General features: G+C 61.3%; 25 protein-coding genes. 17 read left to right on the top strand and 8 right to left on the bottom strand.

Annotation, left to right across the window (positions count from 1 at the left end):
- The 5 genes from E8M77_RS12035 to E8M77_RS12015 form a co-directional block, all read left to right on the top strand.
- Positions 1–466, top strand: a 466-nt coding sequence (locus E8M77_RS12035; protein ID WP_137131096.1) for an IS5 family transposase, incomplete at its 5' end; no start/stop codon positions are given.
- A gap of 109 nt (positions 467–575) precedes the next feature.
- Positions 576–1,670 (top strand): efflux RND transporter periplasmic adaptor subunit, encoded by a 1,095-nt coding sequence (locus E8M77_RS12030; RefSeq protein WP_137130875.1) that lies wholly within the window; start codon positions 576–578, stop codon positions 1,668–1,670.
- Positions 1,667–2,368: an ABC transporter ATP-binding protein gene (locus tag E8M77_RS12025; RefSeq protein WP_137130874.1), complete on the top strand. Its 702-nt coding sequence runs from the start codon at positions 1,667–1,669 to the stop codon at positions 2,366–2,368. Before E8M77_RS12030 ends, E8M77_RS12025 begins: the two co-directional genes overlap by 4 nt.
- Positions 2,368–3,510, top strand: coding sequence for an ABC transporter permease (locus E8M77_RS12020; protein ID WP_137130873.1), 1,143 nt, complete (start codon positions 2,368–2,370; stop codon positions 3,508–3,510). Before E8M77_RS12025 ends, E8M77_RS12020 begins: the two co-directional genes overlap by 1 nt.
- 5 nt (positions 3,511–3,515) lie before the next feature.
- Positions 3,516–4,715: an ABC transporter permease gene (locus tag E8M77_RS12015; protein WP_137130872.1), complete on the top strand. Its 1,200-nt coding sequence runs from the start codon at positions 3,516–3,518 to the stop codon at positions 4,713–4,715.
- Positions 4,716–5,026: 311 nt separating this feature from the next.
- Here the strand turns inward: E8M77_RS12015 and E8M77_RS12010 are convergent, their stop codons facing one another.
- Positions 5,027–6,388 carry an amidase gene (locus E8M77_RS12010; protein WP_137130871.1) on the bottom strand — a complete coding sequence of 454 codons (1,362 nt, stop codon included), beginning with the start codon at positions 6,386–6,388 and terminating at the stop codon, positions 5,027–5,029.
- 231 nt (positions 6,389–6,619) lie between these two features.
- A complete protein-coding gene (locus E8M77_RS12005; RefSeq protein ID WP_137130870.1) occupies positions 6,620–7,375 on the bottom strand; it encodes an IclR family transcriptional regulator in 756 nt (251 codons plus the stop codon).
- A gap of 137 nt (positions 7,376–7,512) precedes the next feature.
- On the opposite strand from E8M77_RS12005, the gene E8M77_RS12000 reads away from it, so the two are divergent.
- The 3 genes from E8M77_RS12000 to pcaF are packed head-to-tail and all read left to right on the top strand — an operon-like array spanning position 7,513 to position 10,122.
- Positions 7,513–8,220 (top strand): 3-oxoacid CoA-transferase subunit A, encoded by a 708-nt coding sequence (locus E8M77_RS12000; RefSeq protein WP_137130869.1) that lies wholly within the window; start codon positions 7,513–7,515, stop codon positions 8,218–8,220.
- Entirely contained in the window at positions 8,217–8,906 is a 690-nt protein-coding gene (locus tag E8M77_RS11995; RefSeq protein WP_137130868.1) for a CoA transferase subunit B, read from the top strand. The genes E8M77_RS12000 and E8M77_RS11995 overlap by 4 nt, the downstream gene beginning before the upstream one ends.
- Before the next feature lie 10 nt (positions 8,907–8,916).
- Positions 8,917–10,122 carry a 3-oxoadipyl-CoA thiolase gene (gene pcaF, locus E8M77_RS11990; RefSeq protein ID WP_137130867.1) on the top strand — a complete coding sequence of 402 codons (1,206 nt, stop codon included), beginning with the start codon at positions 8,917–8,919 and terminating at the stop codon, positions 10,120–10,122.
- Between the two features lie 43 nt (positions 10,123–10,165).
- Here pcaF and E8M77_RS11985 read toward each other — a convergent pair whose 3' ends face one another.
- From E8M77_RS11985 to E8M77_RS11970, 4 genes are all read right to left on the bottom strand, one after another.
- Positions 10,166–11,683: a carboxypeptidase gene (locus E8M77_RS11985; RefSeq protein ID WP_137130866.1), complete on the bottom strand. Its 1,518-nt coding sequence runs from the start codon at positions 11,681–11,683 to the stop codon at positions 10,166–10,168.
- 85 nt (positions 11,684–11,768) lie between these two features.
- Complete coding sequence (locus tag E8M77_RS11980) at positions 11,769–12,620, bottom strand: sulfite exporter TauE/SafE family protein (protein WP_137130865.1); 852 nt, start codon at positions 12,618–12,620, stop codon at positions 11,769–11,771.
- A 141-nt stretch (positions 12,621–12,761) separates the two neighbouring features.
- A complete protein-coding gene (locus E8M77_RS11975; protein WP_137130864.1) occupies positions 12,762–12,920 on the bottom strand; it encodes a YqaE/Pmp3 family membrane protein in 159 nt (52 codons plus the stop codon).
- A 180-nt stretch (positions 12,921–13,100) separates the two neighbouring features.
- Positions 13,101–14,012, bottom strand: coding sequence for a helix-turn-helix domain-containing protein (locus E8M77_RS11970; RefSeq protein ID WP_137130863.1), 912 nt, complete (start codon positions 14,010–14,012; stop codon positions 13,101–13,103).
- Positions 14,013–14,125: 113 nt separating this feature from the next.
- On the opposite strand from E8M77_RS11970, the gene pobA reads away from it, so the two are divergent.
- Together pobA and E8M77_RS11960 are read left to right on the top strand one after the other, a co-directional pair.
- Positions 14,126–15,295, top strand: a complete 1,170-nt coding sequence (pobA, locus tag E8M77_RS11965) for a 4-hydroxybenzoate 3-monooxygenase (protein WP_137130862.1) — start codon at positions 14,126–14,128, stop codon at positions 15,293–15,295.
- Positions 15,296–15,461: 166 nt separating this feature from the next.
- Positions 15,462–16,511, top strand: coding sequence for an NAD(P)-dependent alcohol dehydrogenase (locus tag E8M77_RS11960; protein WP_137130861.1), 1,050 nt, complete (start codon positions 15,462–15,464; stop codon positions 16,509–16,511).
- Positions 16,512–16,610: 99 nt separating this feature from the next.
- Here E8M77_RS11960 and pcaQ read toward each other — a convergent pair whose 3' ends face one another.
- On the bottom strand, positions 16,611–17,534 hold the full coding sequence (gene pcaQ, locus E8M77_RS11955; protein ID WP_137130860.1) for a pca operon transcription factor PcaQ: 924 nt from the start codon (positions 17,532–17,534) through the stop codon (positions 16,611–16,613).
- A gap of 90 nt (positions 17,535–17,624) precedes the next feature.
- Between pcaQ and pcaD the strand changes: the two genes are divergently transcribed.
- The 7 genes from pcaD to E8M77_RS11920 all read left to right on the top strand — a co-directional run bounded on the left by pcaD (position 17,625) and on the right by E8M77_RS11920 (position 23,673).
- Positions 17,625–18,422 (top strand): 3-oxoadipate enol-lactonase, encoded by a 798-nt coding sequence (pcaD, locus tag E8M77_RS11950; RefSeq protein WP_137130859.1) that lies wholly within the window; start codon positions 17,625–17,627, stop codon positions 18,420–18,422.
- Position 18,423: 1 nt separating this feature from the next.
- Positions 18,424–18,843: a 4-carboxymuconolactone decarboxylase gene (gene pcaC / locus E8M77_RS11945; protein ID WP_137130858.1), complete on the top strand. Its 420-nt coding sequence runs from the start codon at positions 18,424–18,426 to the stop codon at positions 18,841–18,843.
- Positions 18,840–19,580, top strand: coding sequence for a protocatechuate 3,4-dioxygenase subunit beta (gene pcaH / locus E8M77_RS11940; protein ID WP_137130857.1), 741 nt, complete (start codon positions 18,840–18,842; stop codon positions 19,578–19,580). Before pcaC ends, pcaH begins: the two co-directional genes overlap by 4 nt.
- Position 19,581: 1 nt before the next feature.
- On the top strand, positions 19,582–20,199 hold the full coding sequence (gene pcaG, locus E8M77_RS11935) for a protocatechuate 3,4-dioxygenase subunit alpha (protein ID WP_137130856.1): 618 nt from the start codon (positions 19,582–19,584) through the stop codon (positions 20,197–20,199).
- 8 nt (positions 20,200–20,207) lie between these two features.
- Complete coding sequence (locus E8M77_RS11930) at positions 20,208–21,269, top strand: 3-carboxy-cis,cis-muconate cycloisomerase (protein ID WP_137130855.1); 1,062 nt, start codon at positions 20,208–20,210, stop codon at positions 21,267–21,269.
- Positions 21,270–21,369: 100 nt separating this feature from the next.
- Entirely contained in the window at positions 21,370–22,521 is a 1,152-nt protein-coding gene (locus E8M77_RS11925) for a M20 family metallopeptidase (RefSeq protein ID WP_137131095.1), read from the top strand.
- A gap of 108 nt (positions 22,522–22,629) precedes the next feature.
- Positions 22,630–23,673, top strand: a complete 1,044-nt coding sequence (locus tag E8M77_RS11920) for a glycoside hydrolase family 5 protein (RefSeq protein ID WP_137130854.1) — start codon at positions 22,630–22,632, stop codon at positions 23,671–23,673.
- Positions 23,674–23,677: 4 nt separating this feature from the next.
- On the opposite strand, the gene bcsN is transcribed toward E8M77_RS11920, so the two are convergent.
- Complete coding sequence (gene bcsN, locus E8M77_RS11915) at positions 23,678–24,385, bottom strand: cellulose biosynthesis protein BcsN (protein WP_137130853.1); 708 nt, start codon at positions 24,383–24,385, stop codon at positions 23,678–23,680.
- Positions 24,386–24,458 lie beyond the last annotated feature (73 nt).

The raw sequence follows: 24,458 nt of genomic DNA, 5'->3' as shown, positions 1-24,458 counted from the left end.
CGGCAGCAGGAGCAAAAGGGGGCAATATGGCCAAGCGCTTGGACGCTCGCGAGGCGGCTTCTCTACCAAAATCCACCTGAAGACCGATTTCGACGGACATCCCATCGCCTTCGACCTGACCGGGGGCGAGAAAGGTGACGCTCCACACTTTCCAATCCTGCTTGGCGTTGATGTAGATCCCCGCGCCGCCATAGGCGACAAGGGCTATGATAGCAAGGCCAACCGGCGGGCCGCAAGACGGCGGGGCGCGGTTCCCATCATTCCTTATCGCTCAACGGCAAAAACAAAGCCGACGTTCTTTCCCAAAGCGCTCTACAAAGGTCGCGCCCGCATCGACCAAGCAGTCGGAAAACTCAAACGCTTCAAGCGCGTCGCGCTACAATGCGAGAAGACCAAACAAAATTTCGCATCAATCGTCGCAATCGCCGCAGGCTTCATCTTGATCAAATCCGTCCACGCCGCTTAGGACCGATCGACATGAGGCGAGAAGCCTATTCACGTCCTCGATCATGTTTCAGGACGGCTTAAAACGCGTTTGAGGTCTCGTTTTCGCGCTGTCTGCCCATCATGGCGGCATGAACTCGCACCTCAACCTTCATCCCGAATTCGAGCGAAAGCTCGCGCTGTCGCTCGCGTCCCTGACGCCGGAGACAGAAAGCCACGACCAACAGCCGTCGCAGACCCTGCGCCGGCGGCTCGTTCTTCCTCTTTTCCTCGCAGCCTTGATGCTGGCCGCGGCTACCTGGCTCATTCTGCCTGCGTCCGGTATGCTTCAGAACATTGCGAGACCTATTGCTCCGGCGGCACAATCGACTGCGGTCTCTTCACCCGCACCGGATAGCGGAAAGCCGCTGCAGCGCCCTGCCATCGCTGCTGCGCATGAAATCACCGGCTCCGGCTTTGTCGTCGCGCCGCGCATGACGACTATTTTTTCCAAGTACGAAGGCCGGGTTACCCAGATCGCCGTTGAAGTGGGCGAGCGGGTGGAAAGGGGCGCGGTTCTTGTAACGCTCGAGGATGCCGGTGCCAGATTTGCACAACAACAGGCCTATGCGGCGAAGAACCAGGCGGATCTGGTGCTTGCTGCCCGAGATATCGACCTGGCGCAGGCGCGCACAGCCCTCACTCGCACCGAAAGTCTTGCCCGTCGCGATGTAACCTCGCGGCAGGTTCTCGAAGAGGCGCAGGCCGCCGTGCAACGGGCGGAAAACGCATCCGCACAAGCTTTGCAAGCACTGGAAAGCGCGAAGCTTGCCATCATGATTGCCGAAGAACGCCTGACGGAACTGACCGTGCGTGCGCCCTTTGCCGGCACCGTCACCCGGCTGGATGCCCATGTGGGCGACACGATCCTGGCGCGGGCCGACAGCACGCGGGAGAACCAGAGCCTTCTCGCCATCGCGGACATGACAAGTCTGGTGATCGACGCGGATGTGGCCGAGACCAATATTGCAGCACTCCGACAGGGGCTTCAAGGCGAAGCGGTCTTGGACAGTTTTCCCGGCCAGCCATTTCCCATCGACGTGTTGCGCCTTGCGCCCATTGCCTCCGCCGAGAAGGGCACGATCACCTTGCGCCTGTCGCTCGACCGCCCGCCCGTGGGCATTCGGCCCAACATGGCCGCCCGCATCCGCATTCCCCTTGATCACATTGGAGACACGACCCGATGACCGAAACCTTTGAACCCTATATCGCGCTTGATGGCGTCCGGAAGGGATACCGTATTGGTGGCGAGACCATCACCATATTCTCCGGTCTCACCCTCTCAATCCCGCGCGGCGATTTCGTTGCCGTCATGGGACCGTCTGGATCGGGCAAATCGACGCTGCTCAATATGCTTGCCGGCATAGACCGGCCTGATGCCGGCAGCTGGCGCATTGGCGAAAGCCGTCTTGACCAGATGGGAGAGGCCGCCCGCGCCGCCTGGCGGGCGCATCACATGGGCATCGTCTTCCAGTTCTACAATCTGCTGCCCATGCTGAACGCGGCGGAAAATGTCGAATTGCCGCTGCTGCTCAAACCTCTGTCGGCAAGTGCGCGGCGCAAGCGGGTAAAGACAGTGCTCGATCTCGTCGGGCTTGCCGGGCGCGAGAAACAGTATCCCTCGATGATGTCCGGCGGCCAGCAGCAGCGCGTGGGCATTGCGCGCGCCATTGTTTCGGATCCGGGCCTTTTGCTGTGCGACGAACCGACCGGTGATCTGGACCGGAAATCCGCCGACGAGGTGCTGGAAATGCTGCGCTATCTCAACCGGACGCTGGGCAAAACCATTCTGATGGTGACCCATGATCCGCAGGCAGCACTTTATGCCAAACGGACCCTGCATCTCGACAAGGGCAATTTCATCGAAGAAAAAAGGGCCGCCTGATGACCTTTCTCGATCTTGCCCGCAAGAATGCCGGGCGCAAACCGCTGCGCAGCATTCTCCTGACGATCTGCATCGCAGTCGCCTTCCTGATCTATGGCCTGACCCAGAGTTTTCTGTCGGGAACGCAGGGCAGTTCCGGCGCCAGCTCCGACCTGCTGGGCGTCATGAGCGCTGCCGGGCGCACGCAGCCATTGCCCATGGCTTTGCTTTCTCGCATCGAAGCCGAACCGGATGTGGCGGCTGTCGGCTATATGGCGCGCCTGCGCGGCTTCGTGGATGTCGAGAAAAACATGGTCTCCGTCAGCGCGGTTGATCCTCAACGGCTGATGGACGTCAATGGCAAAGGTCTTGGCCTCACGCCAGAGCTTGCCGCGTCACTCAGCGGAGGCCGTGACAGGGTGCTGGTCGGTCGGGCGCTCGCCGATGCGCAGGGCTGGACAGTCGGGCAAAGCATCACGGTGACCGCCTTCGACATGGCAAGGCGCGACATGAGCCGTGACTGGCGCTTCGAAATTGCCGGCATCTTCGAGGGCGAAAACGCCTCGACCGACACCTATTTCGTCATCGCCCGATATGATTATCTGAATGCCGCCCGAGCCAGGGGCCGCGATACGGCGGACGCCTTCATTGTCCTTCCTCGTGACGGCGTGGCATCAAGCGCGCTCGCCACCCGGATCGATGCGCTGTTTGCAAATTCCGCGGCTCCAACGCGCACCCAATCGGAGAAGCAGTTTCTCGAAGCCTATCTGCGCCAATATGCCGATATCGGCCTGATCGTGAACCTCGTGGTGGGTGCGGCCTTCGTCACCCTGTTGATGATTGTCGTCAACACCATGGTGTTTGCCGTGCGCGAGCGCCGGTTCGAGATCGGCGTGCTGAAGACGCTTGGCTTTTCGCAGGTAAAGATCCTCGGCCTGATCCTCGCCGAAACCCTGCTTGTGTTCCTCCTCGGCGGCGGATTGGGATTGGGCATGGCCGCGCTCGCAACGTCGCTGGCTGGCCCGGAACTCGGCCTTGTCTTTTCCCCGCTGATCGCCGCCAAGGCGCTTGCACTCATGGCCGCTCTTGGCCTTGCCAGTGGCGCCCTGCCCGCCGCAAACGCGATGCGCACGCCGATCATCCAAGCCTTCAGAACGAGGTAACCGCCATGTCCACCCTTTCCAAACAAACGCGCGTGATGATCCGCGCCAATCTCTCCAGCCTGCCACGCCGGTTCGCCATCTCCGCGTCAATGGCCCTGTCGGTCGCGCTTGTCGTCTCTGTGCTCGCGGGCTTTCTCGCCATGGCGAAGGGTTTCGAGAGCGCGCTTGAAGGCGCCGGATCACCCATGGTGGCCGTCGTGCTCGGCGGCGGCACCAATCAGGAGGCAGGCTCGGACATCCCAGCCGATGTCATCCGAACGCTCACCGCCATGACCGGTGACATCGGCGTGTCCCGCGATCCGATCGGCACTCTCATCTCATCGCGTGAACTCGTCGTGCCCGTCGATCTGCAGCAAGGCGCTAGCGGCCCCAACCGGACGCTGGCACTGCGCGGCATGGATACAGCCGGTCCCGCAATCCGCGAAGGGATCACGCTCTCCGCTGGCGATTTCTTCACGCCCGGTGCCCGCGAAATCCTGGTCGGAGACCGTCTGTCGGCGGAGTTTGGCCTTCATGTCGGCGGCACGGTTCGGCTTGGCACTGTGGACTGGACGGTGATCGGGACATTCTCCGCCCATGGCAGCGCTTTTGAATCCGAACTCTGGGCCCCGCTTGATGCCGTGCGTGCAGCGTTTGGTCGGGAGGGTGAAGTCCAGAGCCTCCGCATGAAGCTTGCCGGTCCCGCCGCACTCCAGCACCTTTGGGATGCGCTCGCTACAGTGACCTCCACCCCGCTCACCGCCATCACCGAGGCTGATCTTTACGCCGCGCAATCGGGACGCACGGCCAGCCTCATCCGCCTGTTCGGCTGGCCGCTTGCGCTGCTGATGGCCGTTGGAGCAACGGCCGGGGCGCTCAACACGATGATGAGTTCGGTCTCCGACAGGACGGTGGAGATTGCCACCGTGCGCGCCCTCGGCTTCAGCCGGCTGTCGGCCTTCATCGGCACCTGGGTTGAGGCGATGATTCTGGCCGGCTCAGGCGTTGTCCTCGGGCTTGCCGGTTCGTGGCTTGTCTTCAATGGCTGGCAGGCGAGCACCATCGGCGCGAACAATACCCGCATGGCCTTTCAGCTCAGCGTTACGCCGGATGTCATGCTGACCGCCGGTCTCTTAGGCCTCGCCATTGGCATTCTCGGCGGTGCGCTGCCCGCCTTTGCCGCCACACGGCTGCCCTTAACGGCAGCGCTTCGGGCGCGTGGCTAGCACAGCGCAATAGGTTTGCCTTGAGATAGGGCGCAGCCGCATGTGCGGTTTTCAGCGAAAATTTGGCGAATAACCGCACAGCCTGCGGGGCAATAAAAACACCGGAAATTGTGCCTGGATCGGGGCTCAGAGAGCATCCAAGCAAAGCACGTTACACATTACCACGCCGGCGCCCGATGGGGAATGAAAAGCACCGCTGTTCAACATAATTATCGGCTAAGACGAGGTGGGTTTGACACCTGTCTACAAGAGAGATCCGCCGCCGAACCCAGTCATTCTGGCGGCGGACGTCCGGCGATCAGACAGGACGACTAGCCGGCGGCCTGCGCCAGAGCAGCCTCCACCGCCAGACCGACCGACAGGATCTTTGCATCCTGCAGATTGGCACCGGCGACCATCAAGCCGACCGGCGCTTCATCCGGGGCATGGCAGGGAATGGAAAGTGCACAGCCATCGAGAAAGTTGATCATGGTCGAATTACGCAGGATCAGGCCATTGGCTGCGAAGAAGGCGCTGTCGTCGGCTTCGAGCGGCGCAATCGCCGGCGCAATGATCGGCACTGTCGGCAGGATAAGCGCATCGAAGCCGGCGATCGCGGCATTGACCCGCGCCACCCAGTCGCGACGCAGGGCAAGCGTTTCGAGGTAATCGACAGCCGACAGATCGCGACCCCGCAGGATGCGCATGCGGACGCGGTGATCATAGCTGTCGCCGGCCTCTTCCAGAAGCGCGCGGTGCCAGTGCAATGCCTCAGCCGCCACCAGGCCGCCGCGCGCATAGATCTGCGCGACCTCGGAAAATTCCGGCAATGCAATATCGGAAATCACGGCGCCTGCTTTGGAAAGGAGCGACAGCGTGCGGGCAAAGGCGCGCGATACCGTCTCGTCCATATCGGCAAGCACCACGGTCTGCGGCACGGCAAGGCGCAGACCCTTCAGGGGAAGCGCCTGCGGCAGATCCCCGCCCTCCCCGGACAGGATCTGGTCGATGATCGCGCAGCAGGTGACGCTACGGGCCAGCGGACCGATGGAATCGAGGGAGGTCGAAAGCGGCACGACGCCTTGCGCCGAGACACGCGCTGCCGTCGGCTTGAAACCGGTCAGACCGCAGAGCGCCGAGGGGATGCGGATCGATCCGCCGGTATCGGTTCCGATGGCAGCCACCGCCATGCCGTCCGTCACCGAGATGGCAGCGCCCGACGATGAGCCACCCGGCACGCGACCGGTGGCGCGGTCATAAGGGTTTTTCGGCGTACCGTAATGCGGGTTGATGCCGATGCCGGAAAAGGCAAACTCGCTCATATTGGTGGTGCCGGTGATGACGGCACCGGCGGCAATCAAGCGCTGGATAACCGGCGCATCCTTATGCGCCGGCGGCTTACCCTTCAGCGCCACGCTGCCGGCAAGCGTCGTCTCGCCACGCAGATCAAACAGATCCTTCACCGAGATTGGCACGCCTTCAAGCGGAGAGCGGCAGTGACCGGCAGCCCGGACGGCATCGGAAGCTTCGGCAAGTTTCAGCGCGCGTTGATCATTGCGGCGGATGAAGACACGTTCGCCCTCCCCCTGCGGATCATCGATGCGAGCAAGCGCCTGTTTGGCGAGCGCGACCGCCGTTGTGGATTGATCGGCAAGAGCATCCGCCACGGCGGAAAGGGTCGGTCTATCGGTCACTGGAAATTTCCGGATTGCTGGGGGATCACTGACGGGCGAGGTGGACGGGATGCGACAGCCTGATCATGCCTCCGGCGGCATGTGACTCGCAACTGCGAAATTCCTCCGCATGGCCTTTCGTCTCACACCCGGCATCAGGGCCCTGCCGTTGACAGCTGTCAACGCAGACATTTCGGCGCAGCGTTGTGGAACAGATCCGGAGGTTGACAGCCGTCAACCTCTCTTTGTTCATCAGGCAAGAAGCGGACGAAGCTGGGTAGCTACCTCCCGCAATGGCCGCAGATAGCGCTCCGCCAATTGCTGCGCTTCCAGCTGGGCCGCAGGCGCGCCGATATTGATCGCAGCCACAGCCCGCCCTCGCCCGTTCACAAGCGCCACGGCAATGGAGCAGAGACCCAGCTCCAGTTCCTGGTCGATCACCGCATAGCCCTGCACCCGCACCTGGCGGATCTCGTTCATCAACAGATCGGGATCGGTCATCGTATGCGGCGTAAAGGCGTGCAAGGGGCTTTGAGATATCAGCGCTTGCGCCTCGTCATCGCCGAGCGACGCCAGAAGTATGCGGCCCATGGAGGCGCAGTAGGCTGGCAAACGGCTACCGGGCATCAGGTTGATCGACATGACCCGGCGCTGTGAAGCGCGCGCGATGTAAACAATTTCGGCGCCATCCAGCACACTGGCGGAGGCGCTTTGCCCCACATCATCTGACAGGCGGTCGAGGAATGGCTGGATGATATGCGGCAGCGGCGTTGCAGAGAGATAGGCATGCCCGAGCCGCAGGATCTTTGGCGTCAACGCGAAGAACTTTCCGTCATAATCGGCATAGCCGAGTTCCGACAGAGTTAGTAGGCAGCGCCTGGCTGTGGCGCGATCCAGGCCCGTTAGTTTGGAAACGTCGGCAATGGAAAGCCGCGGCCTGTTTTCACCAAATGCCTCGATGACGCGTAGACCCTTGGCAAAGCCACCGATAAAGTCTGTATCTCGCATGAAAGCATCTCCAGCACCCGTCACTTGGCCAGAATGTGCGATATACGAACAAATGTCAAATAACGCACATAAAAGTTGACGGCTGGCAACTCGCGAGCGCTTATTGCGCCATCTCAACGTCATCGGGAGAATGACAGATGGACAAGACAATTGGGAGCACGGCAGAGGCCGTCTCCAAGATCCATGACGGAGCCACCGTCATGATCGGCGGCTTCGGCGGATCGGGCGCACCGATCGAACTCATCCACGCACTGATCGACAAAGGCCCGAAAAACCTCACGGTCATCAATAACAATGCCGGCAATGGTCGTATCGGCATCGCCGCCATGATCGACGCTGGCCTCGTGAAGAAGATGATCTGCTCCTTCCCGCGCTCATCCGATCCGCGTGCCTTCACAGATCGCTATCTCGCCGGCGAAATCGAGTTGGAGCTGGTGCCGCAGGGTACGCTCGCCGAGCGCATCCGCGCCGGCGGCTCCGGCATCCCGGCCTTCTACACCCCAACCGCCTATGGCACTGAACTCGCCAACGGCAAGGGCATCGCAGAATTCGACGGTCGGCATTACGTCCAAGAACGCTGGCTCAAGGCCGATTTTGCCATCGTCAAGGCGGAGCTTGGCGATACGCATGGCAACCTCACCTACAATAAGGCCGGACGAAACTTCAATCCGCTGATGTGCATGGCAGCTGCCACCACGATCGCCCAGGTCTCGCGGATTGTCGCAGCTGGCGAGATCGATCCGGAACACGTGATCACACCCGGCATTTTCGTCAATGGCCTCGTCGAAGTCGCCGATCCGCAGCAGGAAGAAGTTCTCATCCGGGCAGGAGTGGCCTACGCATGACCATCGACACGCGCGACGACATCAAGCTCTCCAATGCCCAGATCGCCTGGCGTGCCGCCCAGGATATCGAGGATGGCGCCTATGTGAACCTCGGCATCGGCTTTCCCGAAATGGTGGCGCGCTATCAGCCGCCGGGCCGCGAAGCGATCTTCCACACGGAAAACGGCATCCTCAATTTCGGTGAACCGCCAGCCGAAGGCGAGGAGGATTGGAACCTCATCAATGCAGGCAAGAAGGCCGTGACCCTGAAGCCGGGCGCCTCCTTCTTCCATCACGCCGATAGCTTTGCCATGGTGCGCGGCGGCCATCTGGATGTGGCAATCCTCGGCGCCTATCAGGTGGCGCAGAACGGCGATCTTGCCAATTGGCGCGTTGGCTCCAAGGGCGTTCCCGCCGTCGGCGGCGCCATGGATCTGGTGCATGGGGCAAAGCAGGTCTTCGTTATCACCGAGCATTGCACCAAGGATGGCAAGCCGAAGCTCGTCGAGGCCTGCAGCTTCCCGCTCACCGGCGTTGGCTGCATTACCCGCATCTATACGAGCCATGCCGTCGTGGATATCAAGGACAAGCATTTCGTCGTGCGCGAAAAGCTGAGCACCATGACCATGGACGAATTGCAGGCCATGACAGGCGCGCCGCTGCATCTGGACGGTCCCGTGGCTGATCTCGTCGTGCCGGCGCTGTGAGGAAAAGACAATGACCGAAGCCTATATCTGCGACTATATCCGCACCCCTATCGGCCGTTTCGGCGGCTCTCTCGCTTCCGTGCGCGCCGATGATCTCGGCGCCGTGCCGCTGAAAGCCCTGATGGAGCGAAATGCCTCCGTCGATTGGGAAGCCGTGGCAGACGTCATCTATGGCTGCGCCAACCAGGCGGGCGAAGACAATCGCAACGTTGCGCGCATGTCATTGCTGCTTGCCGGCCTGCCGGTCAGTGTCACGGGCACGACCATGAACCGCCTCTGCGGCTCTGGCATGGATGCTGTCATCACGGCCGCCCGCGCCATTAAGTCCGGCGAGGCCGACCTGATGATTGCCGGCGGCGTGGAAAGCATGAGCCGTGCGCCCTTCGTCATGCCCAAGGCCGACAGCGCGTTCTCGCGCAATGCCGAAATCTATGACACGACCATCGGCTGGCGCTTCGTCAATCCGCTGATGAAAAAGCAGTATGGCGTGGATTCCATGCCGGAGACCGGCGAGAACGTGGCGGAAGATTTCCACATCAGCCGTGAAGACCAGGATGCCTTTGCCGTGCGCAGCCAGAACAAGGCTGCCGAAGCGCAGGCCAACGGTCGCCTCGCACGCGAAATCACCCCGGTCACCATTCCCCAGCGCAAGGGCGACCCGATTGTCGTTGCCAAGGATGAGCATCCTCGCGCCACGACAATCGAGATCCTGGCAAAGCTTGGCACGCCCTTCAAGAAGGAAGGCGGCACAGTCACGGCGGGCAATGCATCCGGCGTCAATGACGGCGCAGCAGCGCTGATCATTGCTTCGGAAGCAGCGGCGAAGAAATACGGCCTGAACCCCATTGCCCGCATTCTGGGTGGCGCAACGGCTGGCGTTGCACCGCGCATCATGGGCTTTGGTCCGGCACCAGCCTCCAAGGCGCTGTTGGCACGGCTTGGCTTGACCCAGCAGCAGATGGACGTGATCGAACTCAACGAAGCCTTCGCCAGCCAGGGCCTTGCGACCTTGCGCGATCTGGGCATTGCCGATGATGATGCCCGCGTCAACCGCAATGGCGGCGCGATTGCCCTTGGCCATCCGCTGGGCATGTCAGGCGCCCGTATTTCAGGCACGGCCGCCCTGGAGCTCAAGGAAACCGGTGGCCGTTATGCGCTGGCCACCATGTGCATCGGCGTCGGTCAGGGCATCTCGATTGCGCTGGAACGCGTCTAGGTTCAAAACGCGGGGAGGGGGCAGTAGCCCCCTTCCCAACCATTCAATCCTGCGCGTCCCGGCCACGGTAAAAATTCCTGGCGTCCTCGAACATGGCCCTGCGATCCTCGTCGCGCGTGTAGAACATATGCCCGCCACGATAGACCTTCAGCTCTGTGCGCCCACGCGCCAGATCCGGCGGCAGATGATCCAGCACATAGCGGCTGACCCCATAGGGCGTCAGGATATCGCTATAGCCATGGGCAATCATCAGACGGAACGAGGGAATGACGGACAGAAGATCCCGCAGATCCGTGGCAATACTGGCTGAGACCCGGTTATCGCCGCCACGACCGCCATTCCATTCCCAACGACGGTTTACATCGGTGTTGAGCAAGGAATAGGTCATCTCGGTCTTGAAGCCGAGTTCGCTGGAAAGGTAACCCGCCGTCGCTGATCCATATGCCCGCGTATAACCTTCCAGCACCGGATCATCATTGCGGGTCTCGGGCCCTTCCGGATAGGCATCCGCATGGGAAATGCCTGCATCATAGGGGCTGACGATCCGCCCGGCCCCTGCCGCCTGCTTGGCATAGACATCGCCAACAAAGCCACGGGTTTGCGCAACAACCTCCTTTGATAGGCCAGTCAGCGCCGCGACGCGTGCATGAAAGGCATCGGCCTCGGCTCCGGGGGAGGGGGGAACGGCAAGCGACGTCAGATAATCCGTCATCGCGAAACGTTCAGCTTCACTTACCAACTGCAGATCAAACCGCCCCTGTCTTTCCAGTTCCGCAGCGGCAAGTGCCGGAAACTGCAGGGCTGCAGCCAGTGGATCACCATCGGCACCGAAGACGAAGCGGCCTTCGGTGAGCGGCGACAGCATGATGATGCCGGATGGCAGCATGTTCTGGCTGTTTTTCATGGCAAGCGCCACTTTTGCGGCGCGAAATCCGCCATAGCTTTCGCCCAGAAGATATTTGGGTGCGGACAACAGAGTGTTCTGCTGCACGTAAAGCGCAATCACCTTGGCAAGGCTCTCGGCATCCTGGCGGACATTGTAGAAACGGCCTGTGGCCTCGTCGCTCACGGCGCGGCTCCAGCCGGTGCCCACCGGATCGATCATCACAAGATCGGTAAAGGCGAGCCAGCTTTCCGGGTTATCCTGAAGCACAGGCCGCGTACCATCGGCATTGGCGCCTTCAAACGGCAGCATTCGCGGGCCGACCAGCCCCAGATGCAGATAGGCCGACGCTGCCCCTGGCCCGCCATTGAAGGCAAAGGTCACTGGCCGCTCAGCCGCGCGATCCTTGGCGCGGTAGCCGGTGTAGAACAGTTTTGCCGTCACCTGGCCATCGGGACCACGAAGGAAAAGCGTTCCGGCGGTTGCCGTATAGGCGAGGGGGCCGCCGGCTGTCTGCAGCACATGCTCGGTCACGCTATCGCCCGGCAACAGATCAAGGATCGAACCCGATTGCCGGCTGTCGCTGGCCGGCGCCGGTGCTTTCGCGGCATCCTGCGACAGGGCAGGGGCCCCTTGCAGCCCAAGAACCAGCAATGGAAACAGGTAGATCACACGCATCAGTCTTCCTCCCGGTGTCAAGCTGCCAATCTAGGGCAGGCGCTCAACAGGGAAACTCAACTTGGCTTGATCGGCGGCGCAATGTTCAAAGCGAGAGCAGAAAACGCAAGCAAATCAACGAGAGGAAGATGCCGAAGGCAAGTTCAAGCTTGCGGCGCGAAAGCTTGTGGGCAAGGTTTGCGCCAAAGGATGCGCAGAGCACGCTGGTCGGGATGAAGAGCACGGCGCCGATCAGCGACACGAAGCCGATGGCAAGCGGAAACTGGATGGCCGCCACGTCCGGGTGTTCGGCGGCCCGCCCCCAGCCGGCATAGATATAGCCAAGCGCACCAGGGATTGAGACCAGCAGGCCAACCCCAGACGATGTCGCCACCGCCTGGTGGATCGGCCGGCCATAAAAGGTGAGAAGCAGCGTCGAGAGTTGACCGCCGCCAATGCCCATCAGCGAAGCCAGAACACCAATCACCACGCCATAGATCCTGAGGGCGATCCGGCCGGGCAATTCGGTTCCCAACCGCCAGCTGTCGCGACCAAAGAGCAGGCGAATGGCGGAAAAGCCGGCCACGAGAATGAACACAAGTTTGAAGACTTCCGGCGGTGCATAGCGGGCGATCACGCTGCCGCCGACGACGCCGATGACGATGGGCAGCGCCCAGATTTTCAGAACAGACAGGTCAACTGCGCCCTTCACCCGATGGGCAAAAAAGGAGCGCAGGGAGGTTGGGACAATGATTGCCAGCGAGGTGCCGACGCAGAGCGGCATGCGCAGATCTTCCGGCACGTCAAGAATGCGAAACAGTTCGTAGAGAACCGGCACGATGACCGTGCCGCCACCGACGCCAAACAGCCCGGCAAGCACTCCGGTCAAGGCGCCGGCGCCGGCAAGGGCTGTCACGAGCAGGAAAAGATCGGAGAGGGACATTCCAGACAGGATCATGCGCTTTTCTCACACAGGCAGCGGCAGGGGTGCCGGATCACCGGCTTTCTGCTCTGCTGCCTAGAGGAGCCTTGCTCACCTGCCAAGCCCGACCTTCAGCACATCCGTGCGGCAAAGGCCGACAATTGGGTAAACTGGCGTCTATTTCTTGACGATGACCCAGATCGCATGGATCACGCCCGGCACATAGCCGCAGAGCGTCAGCAGGATATTGAGCCAGAAATGCAGACCGATGCCGACCTGGAGAAACACGCCGACCGGCGGCAGCAAAATGGCGATAAGAATACGGATGACGTCCACGGAACACCCCTTGTTAGGACCAGATCGAGAGCAGCAACAACGCAGCTCACCGGTATTGGTTCATTTGGGTATTCACAGCCGCTCATGCAAAACACGAAAACCGGCGCATCCGGCTTTTCTGAGGCCCTGCGGGGATGCGACAGGCCGTGCGGTATCTGTCGAATTTATCAATAAAACCGCTCACACCTTCAAGCGCACTGCATCGCCCTCATTGTTCCGCAGCTTGGACCGCTCGCCGTCGCGGTAGCCGCGCGGCGTCAGACCGGCGCGCAGCCGGAAGCAGCGCGAGAAATAAGCTGGATCGGCAAAGCCCAGCATCTCGGCAATGTGCTGGATGCTGTAATCGGTAAAGACCAGGGCGCGCTTGGCCTCGTCGATCGACCGTTCCATGATGAGGTCGTGAGTGGTAGAACCGGTCACCTGGCGAACCGTACGGTTAAGATGGGTCGCCGACAGGCCGAGCATTGCCGCATAGGCCTCCACCGTCAGCTGTTGTCGATGGTGGCGCATGATCAGCTCGCGCAGCGTGCGGACGCGGCGCATGTTGAGATCCACCAAAGGATCCTGCGGCCCCGGCGCCAACAACCGGCCGAGCATCAGGATAATGGTCGCCACATGCGTCTCCAGCAATTCCTCGCGGGCCGGGCGCGCCTGCTCATGCTCCTGGGCGATACGGAAAAATGTTGCTTCCAGATAGGTCGTGTCGGGATCGGCCCGGTCCAGCGCCAGAACCAGCGGCTCTGTCAGCGATGCCATGCCCGCTGCCGGATCGCCGCCAAGCTCCATGCGCTCCGGCACCAGCGTCACCACGAGGCCGTCAATATCCGGCGAGAACCGGAACCCGTGCACAGGGCCGGGCGGAACAGCAATCACACAGGGCGGATGCAGAACCTGCGTGCCGGCCGGCAGAAGCGCATCACCCGATCCGTTTCGAATGTACAGGAATTGAAGAAAACTCTCATGGCGGTGCAAACCGATTTCCCAGCGATAGCCGCTGCTGCGCGCCGCAATTGTTTCGCAATGCACCCAAAATTGCCGCTGCGCTGCGGAATCTTCACCATAAAGGTTATAGGTAGGGGCTGATGCTGCCATGACTGCTCCGGATCCAGATGTTCGAAATGTCCTAGATTTCGCCCGAAATGTCCATTGTTCCAGCCCAGGCTTTGCAGCACCCTCCTGACAAAGCTCAAGTTTGGGAGGATAATATGCGCACCAAGGTTATGATCATCGGCTCCGGCCCGTCCGGTCTTCTGCTCGGTCAGTTGCTGACGAAAGCCGGCATCGACAACATCATCATCGACCGCGTGGGCCGGGACTACATCCTTGGCCGCGTGCGCGCCGGCGTTTTGGAATGGGGAACCGTTGGCCTGCTGGACGAAGCAGGCGCCGGCGCCCGCATGCATGCCGAAGGCCTGCCGCATGATGGCTATTCGCTGGCCTTTGACGGGCGCGATCATCGCATCGATCTGCATGGCCTCACCGGCAAGCGCGTCATGGTCTATGGCCAGACGGAATTGACTCATGACCTGATGGATGTGCGCGATGCCTCGGGCGCCACGACGATCTATGATGCGCAGGATGTTCAGCCGCATGATTTCGATGGAAGCGCGCCCTATGTCACCTATGTCAAGGACGGCGTGACCCACCGCATCGATTGCGATTTCATTGCCGGCTGTGATGGCTTTCACGGCGTCAGCCGCAAATCGGTTCCGGAAAACGCCATCCAGAATTTCGAGAAAGTCTATCCCTTCGGCTGGCTTGGCGTTCTGGCAGACATTCCGCCGGTGGCCCATGAACTGATCTATGCCAACCATCCCCGCGGCTTTGCCCTCTGCTCCATGCGCTCGGAAACCCGCAGCCGCTATTATGTCCAGTGCGATCTGGACGACAAGGTGGAGAACTGGTCGGATGAGCGCTTCTTCGACGAGTTGCGCCGCCGCCTGCCGGAAGAGCATGCGCAGGCCATGATCACCGGCCCGTCGTTTGAAAAATCCATTGCGCCGCTGCGCTCCTTCGTGGCTGAGCCGATGCGCTTCGGAAAACTGTTCCTGGTCGGCGATGCCGCCCATATCGTGCCGCCGACCGGCGCCAAGGGCCTGAACCTCGCCGCAAGCGATGTGTTCTATCTCTTCGAGGGCCTGCGCGAATTCTACGGCGAAAAATCCGAAGCCGGCATTGATGCCTATTCGGTCCGGGCCCTGAAGCGTGTGTGGAAATCCGTGCGCTTCTCCTGGTCGATGACCACGCTGATGCACCGTTTCCCGGATACCGGCAATTTCGGCCAGAAGATCCAGGAGGCCGAACTGGATTATCTGACCCACTCGACGGCCGCCTCCACCGCCATGGCGGAAAACTATGTCGGCCTGCCCTACTGATCGGACGTTACCGCGCCTATCTCGAAGGTGCGGAAAAATTCTGACGCGCTAAGCAAACTAGTTGGCAAGCTTATGCGTTATGAAGGACGACTGCTCCCACCGTGGAGCAGTTTTCGTTTTATGCTCAACCACATCGACCCATCGATCCCATTGAAAGGTCATCATCATGGCTATTGCACGAGGCTATGCGGCAACAGATGCGTCCAAGCCGCTCGCACCCTTCACATTCGAACGGAGGGAACCGCGCGAGGACGATGTCGTCATCAGCATCAAATTTTGCGGCGTCTGCCACTCGGATATCCACCAGGCCCGCAACGAATGGGGCGGTTCCATCTACCCAATGGTACCGGGCCATGAAGTGGCCGGCATCGTCACCGCGATCGGCCCCAACGTTACCCGCTTCAAGATCGGCGATCATGTCGGCGTCGGCTGCTTCGTCGATTCCTGCGTCCATTGCGCCAGCCGTGACGTAGATACCGAACAATACCAGCCGGGCCTTGTCGGCACCTACAACGCCTATGAAGCCGACGGCACGACGCCGACCTATGGCGGCTATTCCGACAGCATGGTCGTCAAGGAAGGTTATGTCCTTTCCATTCCAGACAACCTGCCGCTCGACCGCGCAGCCCCGCTGCTCTGCGCCGGCATCACACTCTATTCGCCGCTCGCCCATTGGAAGGCCGGTCCCGGCAAGAAGGTGGCCGTGGTCGGCATGGGTGGCCTTGGCCATATGGGCGTCAAGATCGGGGCGGCGATGGGAGCCGAGATCACCGTTCTGTCGCAGAGCCTGTCGAAGAAGGATGATGGCCTGGCCTTTGGCGCCAAGGCCTATTATGCAACGTCGGACGCTGAAACCTTCAAGACGCTGGCCGGCACATTCGATCTCATCTTGTGCACCGTCAGTGCCGAGATCGACTGGAACGCCTATCTGTCGATGCTGAAGGTCGATGGCACGATGGTTCTGCTCGGCGTTCCGGAAAACCCGGTTCCAGTGCATGCCTTCTCGCTGATCGGCGGACGCCGCACGCTGGCCGGCTCGATGATCGGCTCGATCAAGGAAACCCAGGACATGCTGGATTTCTGCGGCAAGCATGACATCCTGCCGGAAATCGAACTGATCGACATCAAGGATATCAACGAAGCCTATGAGCGCGTCATCAAGAGCGACGTGCGCTATCGCTTCGTGATCGACATGGCGACGCTGCCGAAGGATTGATCACCCGCCTTTGCGGCTGAAAACCAGAACGGGCCGTGGTGCTATCACCACGGCCCGTTGCATTTGGCGGAAGCGCGCGTCAACGGCTTCAAACCATCACTACGTATAGGGCAGCACTTCGCTCGCCGCCTGGCGGATCGTCTGCATCAGGATCGACAGCGGCAGGGATGGCGGCGCATCGGTGCGCAGCGTCAGGCCAACCGGCCCACGGGTTTCGCTGGTATCGATCGGCAAGGCCGCCAGCATGCCATCGGCAATATCGCCGGCCACAACCCCGCTCGAGATGATCCAGATCGCGTCGCTTTCGCGAACGAAGGCGCGGCCAAACGCATCCGAGACCGTCTCCACCTGGGTCGGCAGGCTTGCCACGCCATTGGCGATGAGAAACTGCTCGACGAAGGGCCGGATGACAGAACCGCGTGTCGGCATCAGCACCGGATAATCGGCCAGCCCGTCAAAGACGGAACCGCCCGCCAGAAGCGGATGACCGGCCCGCACGATGAACAGCACCTGTTCCGAATAAAGATGCTCGAAGGAAAAGCCGGCCATCTTTTCCGGCGCGGCCAGACGCCCGACGACAAGATCGAGATCCCCCACCCGCAACTGTTCCAGCAGCACGGAGTTTTCGCCTGTGACGATCTTGATGCGGCTGCGTGTCTGCTCCTGCAGGAAAAGCCCCATGGCCCGCGGCATGATGCGCGTCGATACCGTCGGCAAAGCGCCGATGCGCACCGGCGGCACATTGTCCAGAAGCTCCTGTGATACGGAATCGATGCCCTGGCGAAGCGCCGTCAGCGATGCCGCCGCATGGCGCAAGAACACTTCACCCGGTCGGGTGATGCGGATGCCACGCCCATCACGCTCAAACAGCGCAACGCCCAGCGTCTCCTCCAGTTCCCGTATGGTCTTGGTCACCGCCGGCTGGCTGATGTTGAGGCTGTCGGCCGCCTTCACCACACTTTTTTGCCGTGCCACCTCAACGAAGGTGTGCAGGTGACGATACTTGACGCGCGATCCTATCAAATCATAACTCTGCGGTTAATGTTGAGGGTCTCAAATGTCATTTTACCTAACCATTTTACGGATGCAATAAATGTTGGGGAGGAGAATATCATGAGATTTGTTCGTATCGGCGACGTCGTCCTGAGCCATGACATTCATGGTCAGGGCTCGGGAAAACCCGCGATCGTCTTCATCAATTCGCTGGGAACCGATCGGCGCATCTGGGATGCAGTGATTTCGTCGCTTGCCGGAGAGTTCACCCTGCTGACCTTCGACAAGCGCGGCCATGGGCTTTCCGATCTCGGCCAGCCGCCCTATCGCATCGAGGATTTCTCCAGCGATCTCGCCGGCCTTCTCGATCATTACGGGCTGAGCAATGTCATCGTCTGCGGCCTGTCGGTCGGTGGGCTGATTGCGCTGTCTCTGTCTGAAAAGCGCCCGGACCTGGTGCGCGCCATCCTGTTTTCCGATACGGCGCACAAGATCGGCACGCCGGAATTCTGGAAGGCCCGCATCGACGCGGTTCTGCAGAACGGCATTGACAGCATTCTGGAACCCATCATGTCGCGCTGGTTCACAGCGCCGTACCGGGTGCCGGAAAACGCCGATTACCAGGGCTATTGCACCATGCTGGTGCGCCAGCCGCTTGAGGGCTATGCAGGCACATGCGCGGCCATCCGCGATGCCGATTTTACACAAGCAGCACGCAATCTCGCCGTTCCGACGCTCTGCCTCGTCGGTGCCGAAGATGGCTCGACGCCGCCGGATCTGGTGCGCTCGCTGGCCGATCTCGTGCCCGGCAGCCGATTCGACATCATCGAGGGAGCCGCCCATATTCCGTGCGTTGAAACGCCGGAGGCCTTCCTCACCCATCTTCGCCGCTTCATCGCCGACCTGCCGGGAGAATAACATGGCCGATCAATCCCTGACCTCCGATCGCTATCGCCAGGGCATGGTGACGCGCCGCTCGGTTCTCGGCGATGCGCATGTCGATCGCGCCTGCGCCAACGAGACGCCGTTCGACCAGCCTTTCCAGGAAATGATCACCGAAGGTGCCTGGGGCACTGTCTGGTCACGCCCACATTTTTCCAAGCGCGAAAGGTCGATTGTCACCATCGCGCTTCTGGCCGCCCTCGGACAGGACGAGGAGGTGGCCATGCATATTCGTGCCACGGCGAATACCGGAGCGACGAAGGAAGATATCCAAGAGGCTCTTCTTCACGTCGCCATCTATGCCGGCGTGCCGGCAGCCAACCATGCGTTCAAGATCGCAAAATCAGTCTATGCCGGGATGGAGGCATCTGCGGCCACTGAGGAGGACACGAAATGAAGAATAGTCTGCCTGAAACTGGCGGTTTCTTTGCCCGCGACCGGGTCATGCATCCGCCTGCCTATACGCCTGGCTATAAGACATCGGTGCTGCGCTCGCCCCAGCGCGCCCTGATTTCTCTGGACGGCACCAAGAGCGAAATCACCGGCCCGGTTTTCGGCCACAGCATGATCAACGAGTTCGACAACGACCTGATCGTCAACTTCGCCAAGCCGGGCGAGATGGCGATTGGCCAGCGCATCATGGTGCATGGCCGCGTGCTGGACGAACGTGGCGTAGGCGTGGCTGGCGCGCTGGTTGAATTCTGGCAGGCCAATGCCGGTGGCCGCTATCGCCACAAGAAGGAAACCTATCTCGCGCCGCTCGATCCGAATTTCGGTGGCTTTGGCCGCTGCGTGACCGATGAGAACGGCTATTATGCCTTCCGCACCATCAAGCCGGGTCCCTATCCCTGGCCGAACGGTGTCAATGACTGGCGCCCGGCGCATATCCACTTCTCCGTCTTCGGCCATGGCTTTGCCCAGCGCCTGATCACGCAGATGTATTTCGAAGGCGATCCGCTGATCTGGATTTGTCCCATCGTCAAGACGATCCCGGATGAAGAGGCGATCAAGCGACTGATTGCGCCGCTCGACATGAACAACACCGTGCCGATGGACCTGCGCGCCTACAAGTTCGATATCGTTCTGCGTGGTCGCCGCTCCACCTTCTTTGAAAACCGCAAGGAGGGCAACTGACATGGTACAGCCGCTCAACTACCTGAAAGAATCGGCCTCGCAGACGGCAGGCCCCTATGTGCATATCGGTTGCACGCCGAATTTCACCGGCATCCACGGCGTCTATGAGACCGATCTCGGCTCCGGCCCGATGGCCAACGACAAGACGCGCGGCGAACGCGTGACGATCAAGGGCCGGGTCATCGATGGCTCGGGCACGCCGCTGAAGGATGCGATGGTCGAAATCTGGCAGGCGGATGCCAACGGCTTCTACAACAGCCCGTCTGAAACCCGCGGGGCCGCCGATCCGAACTTCTTCGGCTGGGGCCGTTGCCCGGCAGACATGGTCACCGGCGAATTCGTCTTCGAGACGATCAAGCCCGGCAGCGTGCCCTTCAACGACGGTCGCCCGATGGCACCGCATGTGACGCTCTGGGTGGTGGCCCGTGGCATCAATATCGGCCTGCACACGCGCATGTATTTTTCCGACGAGGAAGCTGCAAACGCGCAAGATCCGATCCTTGGCCGGATCGAGCACCGGGTGCGTGTTCCAACCCTGATCGGCAAGCGCGAGGGTGACGTCGTCACCTTTGACATCCACCTTCAGGGCGAACACGAAACCGTATTCTTCGACATCTGAAAGACGACATGAGCATCTTTGCCTTCGACCATCCGTTTCTGTCCGGCCTCCTCGGTGACGAGGAGACCGGCGCGCTCTTTGCAGCCCAGGCCGATATCGCAGCCATGCTGGCATTCGAGAGAGCACTTGCGCTGGCCGAGGGCGAAGCGGGCCTTATCCCGGCGGAGGCTGCGCGGCAGATCGACAAGACCTGCGGCAGTTTCCGGCCGGACATGTCCGGCCTTCGCCATGGCGTTGCCAAGGATGGCGTCGTCGTGGTCGAACTGGTCAAGCAATTGAGGGGTGCCGTCGGCGGTGACGACGCCCAGCACGTCCATCTGGGCGCAACCAGCCAGGATGTCATCGATACGAGCCTGATCCTGCGCCTGAAAGGTGTCCTGTCTCTCTTTTCCAATCGCCTGAGCGAGCTGGAGCAGCAGCTTCATGAACTCGACGCGCGCTTTGGTGCGCACAGTCTGATGGGCCATACGCGCATGCAGGCCGCCATTCCCATCACCGTTGCAGACCGTATCCAGTCCTGGTCGCTGCCGATTTCAAGGCATAGGGCACGGCTTGATGCCCTTCTGGCCGCAGGGCTTCCCGTCCAATTTGGCGGCGCGGCCGGCACACTTGATAGATTGGGCGACAAGGCGTCCGAAGTCCGGCAGAGGCTTGCCACCCATCTCGGCCTCGTCGACCAGCCGCAATGGCAGAGCCAGCGCGATATCATGGTGGAAATCGCCGATCTGTTTTCGCTGATAAGCGGCAGCCTTGGAAAAATGGGCCAGGATGTCGCACTGCTGGCCCAGATGGGTGGCGAGATCACCCTGTCGGGCGGCGGCGGTTCATCGGCCATGGCGCACAAGCAGAACCCGGTGGCCGCTGAAGCGCTGGTTTCGCTTGCCCGCTACAATGCAGTCCAAGTCTCGGGCATGCACCAGTCCATGGTGCATGAACAGGAACGCTCGGGCGCTGCCTGGACGCTGGAATGGATGCTGCTGCCTTCCATGGCCATGGCAACCGGCGTTTCGCTGCGGCTGGCGCTCGATCTCGTGTCCAAGATCCAGTCGCTTGGCCGGCAAGAGGGCTGAAAAGACTTTGGCTGACGGGCAATACGTGGCTCTACAGTCGCCACGCGGAAGGTGCTAGGACGGAGTATCCGATTTGCTCGCACCGAAAGACCGCATGCCGATGACACTGCCCATCACGCCCGACCATATCGATCTTCACGCCATGCTGGCCGAACTTCGCCTCTGGGTCGAGATGGAAACGCCAAGTCAGGATGCAGCGGCCGTGACACGGCTGGTGGACCATGTGGAAGCCTATGCCGGTGCTGCAGGGCTCGCAACGGAGCGACTTGCCGGCACGCTTTCCTATGGCGACCTGCTGATTGTGCGCACGCCGCGCGCAGAGGGCGCCAATACCAAAAGCATCCTGATCCTTGCGCATCTCGATACGGTGCATGCCCATGGCACGATCAATGAGAAACTGCCGCTACGCCAGGATGGCGACCGGCTCTATGGGCCGGGGATTTACGATATGAAAGCCGGGGTACTGATGGCCGTAGAGGCCATGCGGCTTGCCGCGCAGGCGGGCACGCATCTGCCCGTCGATCTGCTGATCGTCTCGGATGAAGAAGTGGGATCGCCAAGCTCGCGACCCGCCATCGAGCGCCTGGCCGCCGACGCGGCCTATGCGCTGGTGGTGGAACCGGCGCGCGATGGTGGCAAGATCGTCACGGCCCGCAAGGGCGTCGGCATGTTCGATATCACGGTGCGTGGACGCGCAGCCCATGCCGGCGTGCGGCCTCTGGATGGACGCTCGGCCATCCGCGCCGCAGCACAACTGGTACTTCAACTGGAAGCCCTCAATGACCCGGCGCGCGGGATCACGGTGACGACCGGCACGATCGAAGGCGGCACCGGGCGCAATACCGTGCCGGCCGAATGCCGCCTGCAGCTTGATCTTCGCCTGCCGGATGCGGCAACGGCTGCCGAAGTGATCGGCAAGATCGAAGCCATGCAGCCTGAAGACCCCGACATCCGTTTCGAGATGAGCGGTGGGCTGAACCGCCCGCCCTTTGCCCAGAGCGGTGAAGGTCGGGCGCTGTTTGACCGAACAGCCGCCATCGCCGCTAAACTCGGCATCACGCTGGAAGGCATGGCGACAGGCGGAGGATCGGACGGCAATTTTACCGCAGCACTTGGCGTGCCGACACTGGACGGGCTGGGCGCCGATGGGGCAGGCGCCCATACGTTCGAGGAGCATATTCTCGTCAGCAGCATTGCGCCACGCACGGCGCTCTTGGCCAATCTTCTGGTGTCGCTGGATGTCGGCGCCTGAAGTTCACAAGGCTCGCCGCTCCCTTGCGAGCCTTCCTGCCTGACCCTAAAGATGATTGTCGATCGCCGGATCCAAACCGGCAGGCAAGCGGCATAAAACGAGGCGGCGATGAGTTTCAGGCATCTGGTCACGGGCGTTTTGATGCTCTCCACGGCATCGCCGGTTCTTGCAGAGGGCACCGCCTCATGTCTGCGAGGCATCAACCTTGCCGGCGCGGAATTCGGCACGCCGCCCGGCAAGCATGGCGAGAGCCATCTCTATCCGACTGAAAAGACCATTGCCTATTTCGCGCAGCAGGGGTTCAACAGCGTGCGCCTGCCGTTTCTGTGGGAACGGCTGCAACCAAAATTGTCACAGCCCTTCGACGTGGAAGAACTGGCGCTTCTCACGGAAAGCGTGCGTCGCATGCGCGTGCTCGGCCTGAAGGTCATCCTCGATCCGCATAACTATGCGCGCTACAATGGCCAGTTGATCGGCTCGACCGCCGTGCCGGTGAAAAGTTTCGAGGATCTGTGGGAGCGGCTGGCAAAACAGTTCGGGCAGGATCAGGGCGTCATCTTCGGCCTGATGAACGAACCACATGACATGCCGGCATCCGATTGGCTGACCGCCGCCAATGGCGCGATTTCCGCCATTCGGCGCGTCTCCCGGCAAAACCTCATCCTTGTGCCGGGCACGGCATGGACCGGTGCGCATAGCTGGTTCGATGACTGGTATGGCGGATCGAACGCCTCCGTGATGCTGAACGTCAAGGACCCGGCCGATCACTTCGCCTATGAGCTGCACCAGTATTTCGACGAGGATTTCTCCGGCAAGAAAGACAATTGCAGCCGGGCGGCTGATGCCCTTGCAGCCATCGACAAACTGTCGACCTGGTTAAGACAACAGGGCCGGCAGGCCTATATGGGTGAATTCGGCGTGACCCGAGCGCCCGCCTGCATCCAGACCGCCCAGCAGATGACGCAGAGCATCGACAAGAACAGCGATGTATGGATCGGCTGGGCCTATTGGGCAGGCGGCGATTTCTGGCCAGCCGAGGAGGCGCTCAACATCCAGCCGACCGCCACTGGCGACCGGCCGCAGCTTGCCGGCCTGCGCGCCTCGCTGGACCGACCGCAGAATGCCAAGGCCTGCAAGGCGCTTCAGAATTAACCAATCAATTGTCGGGTAGTGGAATGCTGACCGGCTTTGCGCCCACCACATCCGCAACCGGCGCGGCCTGCTGTTTGGTCACACGGTGCGATGCTGAAACACTGCGCCGCACGGGGGATGTTGAAGATGCGGCCACAGCTGGGCTTGCCGCATCTTGCCGCACAGTCTGCGACACGTCGCTGGCTTCACCGGCGGAATAACCATAGGCACCGCCATTCCGCGTCAGTGTCGATAGAAGGTTGGCCAGGCTTTCGCGCGAGGCATGCGGATCGCAGTGGCGCAGGCGAATGCTGGCCGCCTGGCCGCTCTTGCCGTCGAGATCGCGCCATTCGGCAATCGCCTGCCAGGCGTAGACGCAAGCTCCGCCGCCTGGAAGTGCGCCGGTTGCCACGCCATAGGGGCCAAAGGCGTTCTGCCGCAAGGTCTCATCGATGCGCATCGGCACATTGGCAAAGGCGCTGTGCATCTGTTGTGCAAGTTCCGCCTTTGTCGGAGCTCGGCGCAAGCGGTCAAGACCTGCCGGTCCCGTCTCGATGGTCAGCATGTTTTCGCCGGAAGAGGCCGTGTGATTGGGGTAGATCACCTGCTGCGTCACCGTGCTTTCACCCGTCAGACGGCGGACCGAGATCGGCCTGTCGCCGATGCCGGATAGCCGTACAGAGGCAAGATCGGGCGCAAGTGAGCGGTTGGCGCCGCCTTCTGCTCCAGTCATGGGCAGCCCGCCGGCGCTCTTTGTCAGCCAGGGATCGTTTTCGGTGACACAGCCCGTTAATGGGGCAAGGAGG

Origin of the sequence: Rhizobium sp. FY34 (assembly GCF_005222845.1) — a bacterium.
GTDB lineage: Bacteria > Pseudomonadota > Alphaproteobacteria > Rhizobiales > Rhizobiaceae > Neorhizobium.
This window is presented reverse-complemented; position numbering and strand designations above follow the sequence as displayed.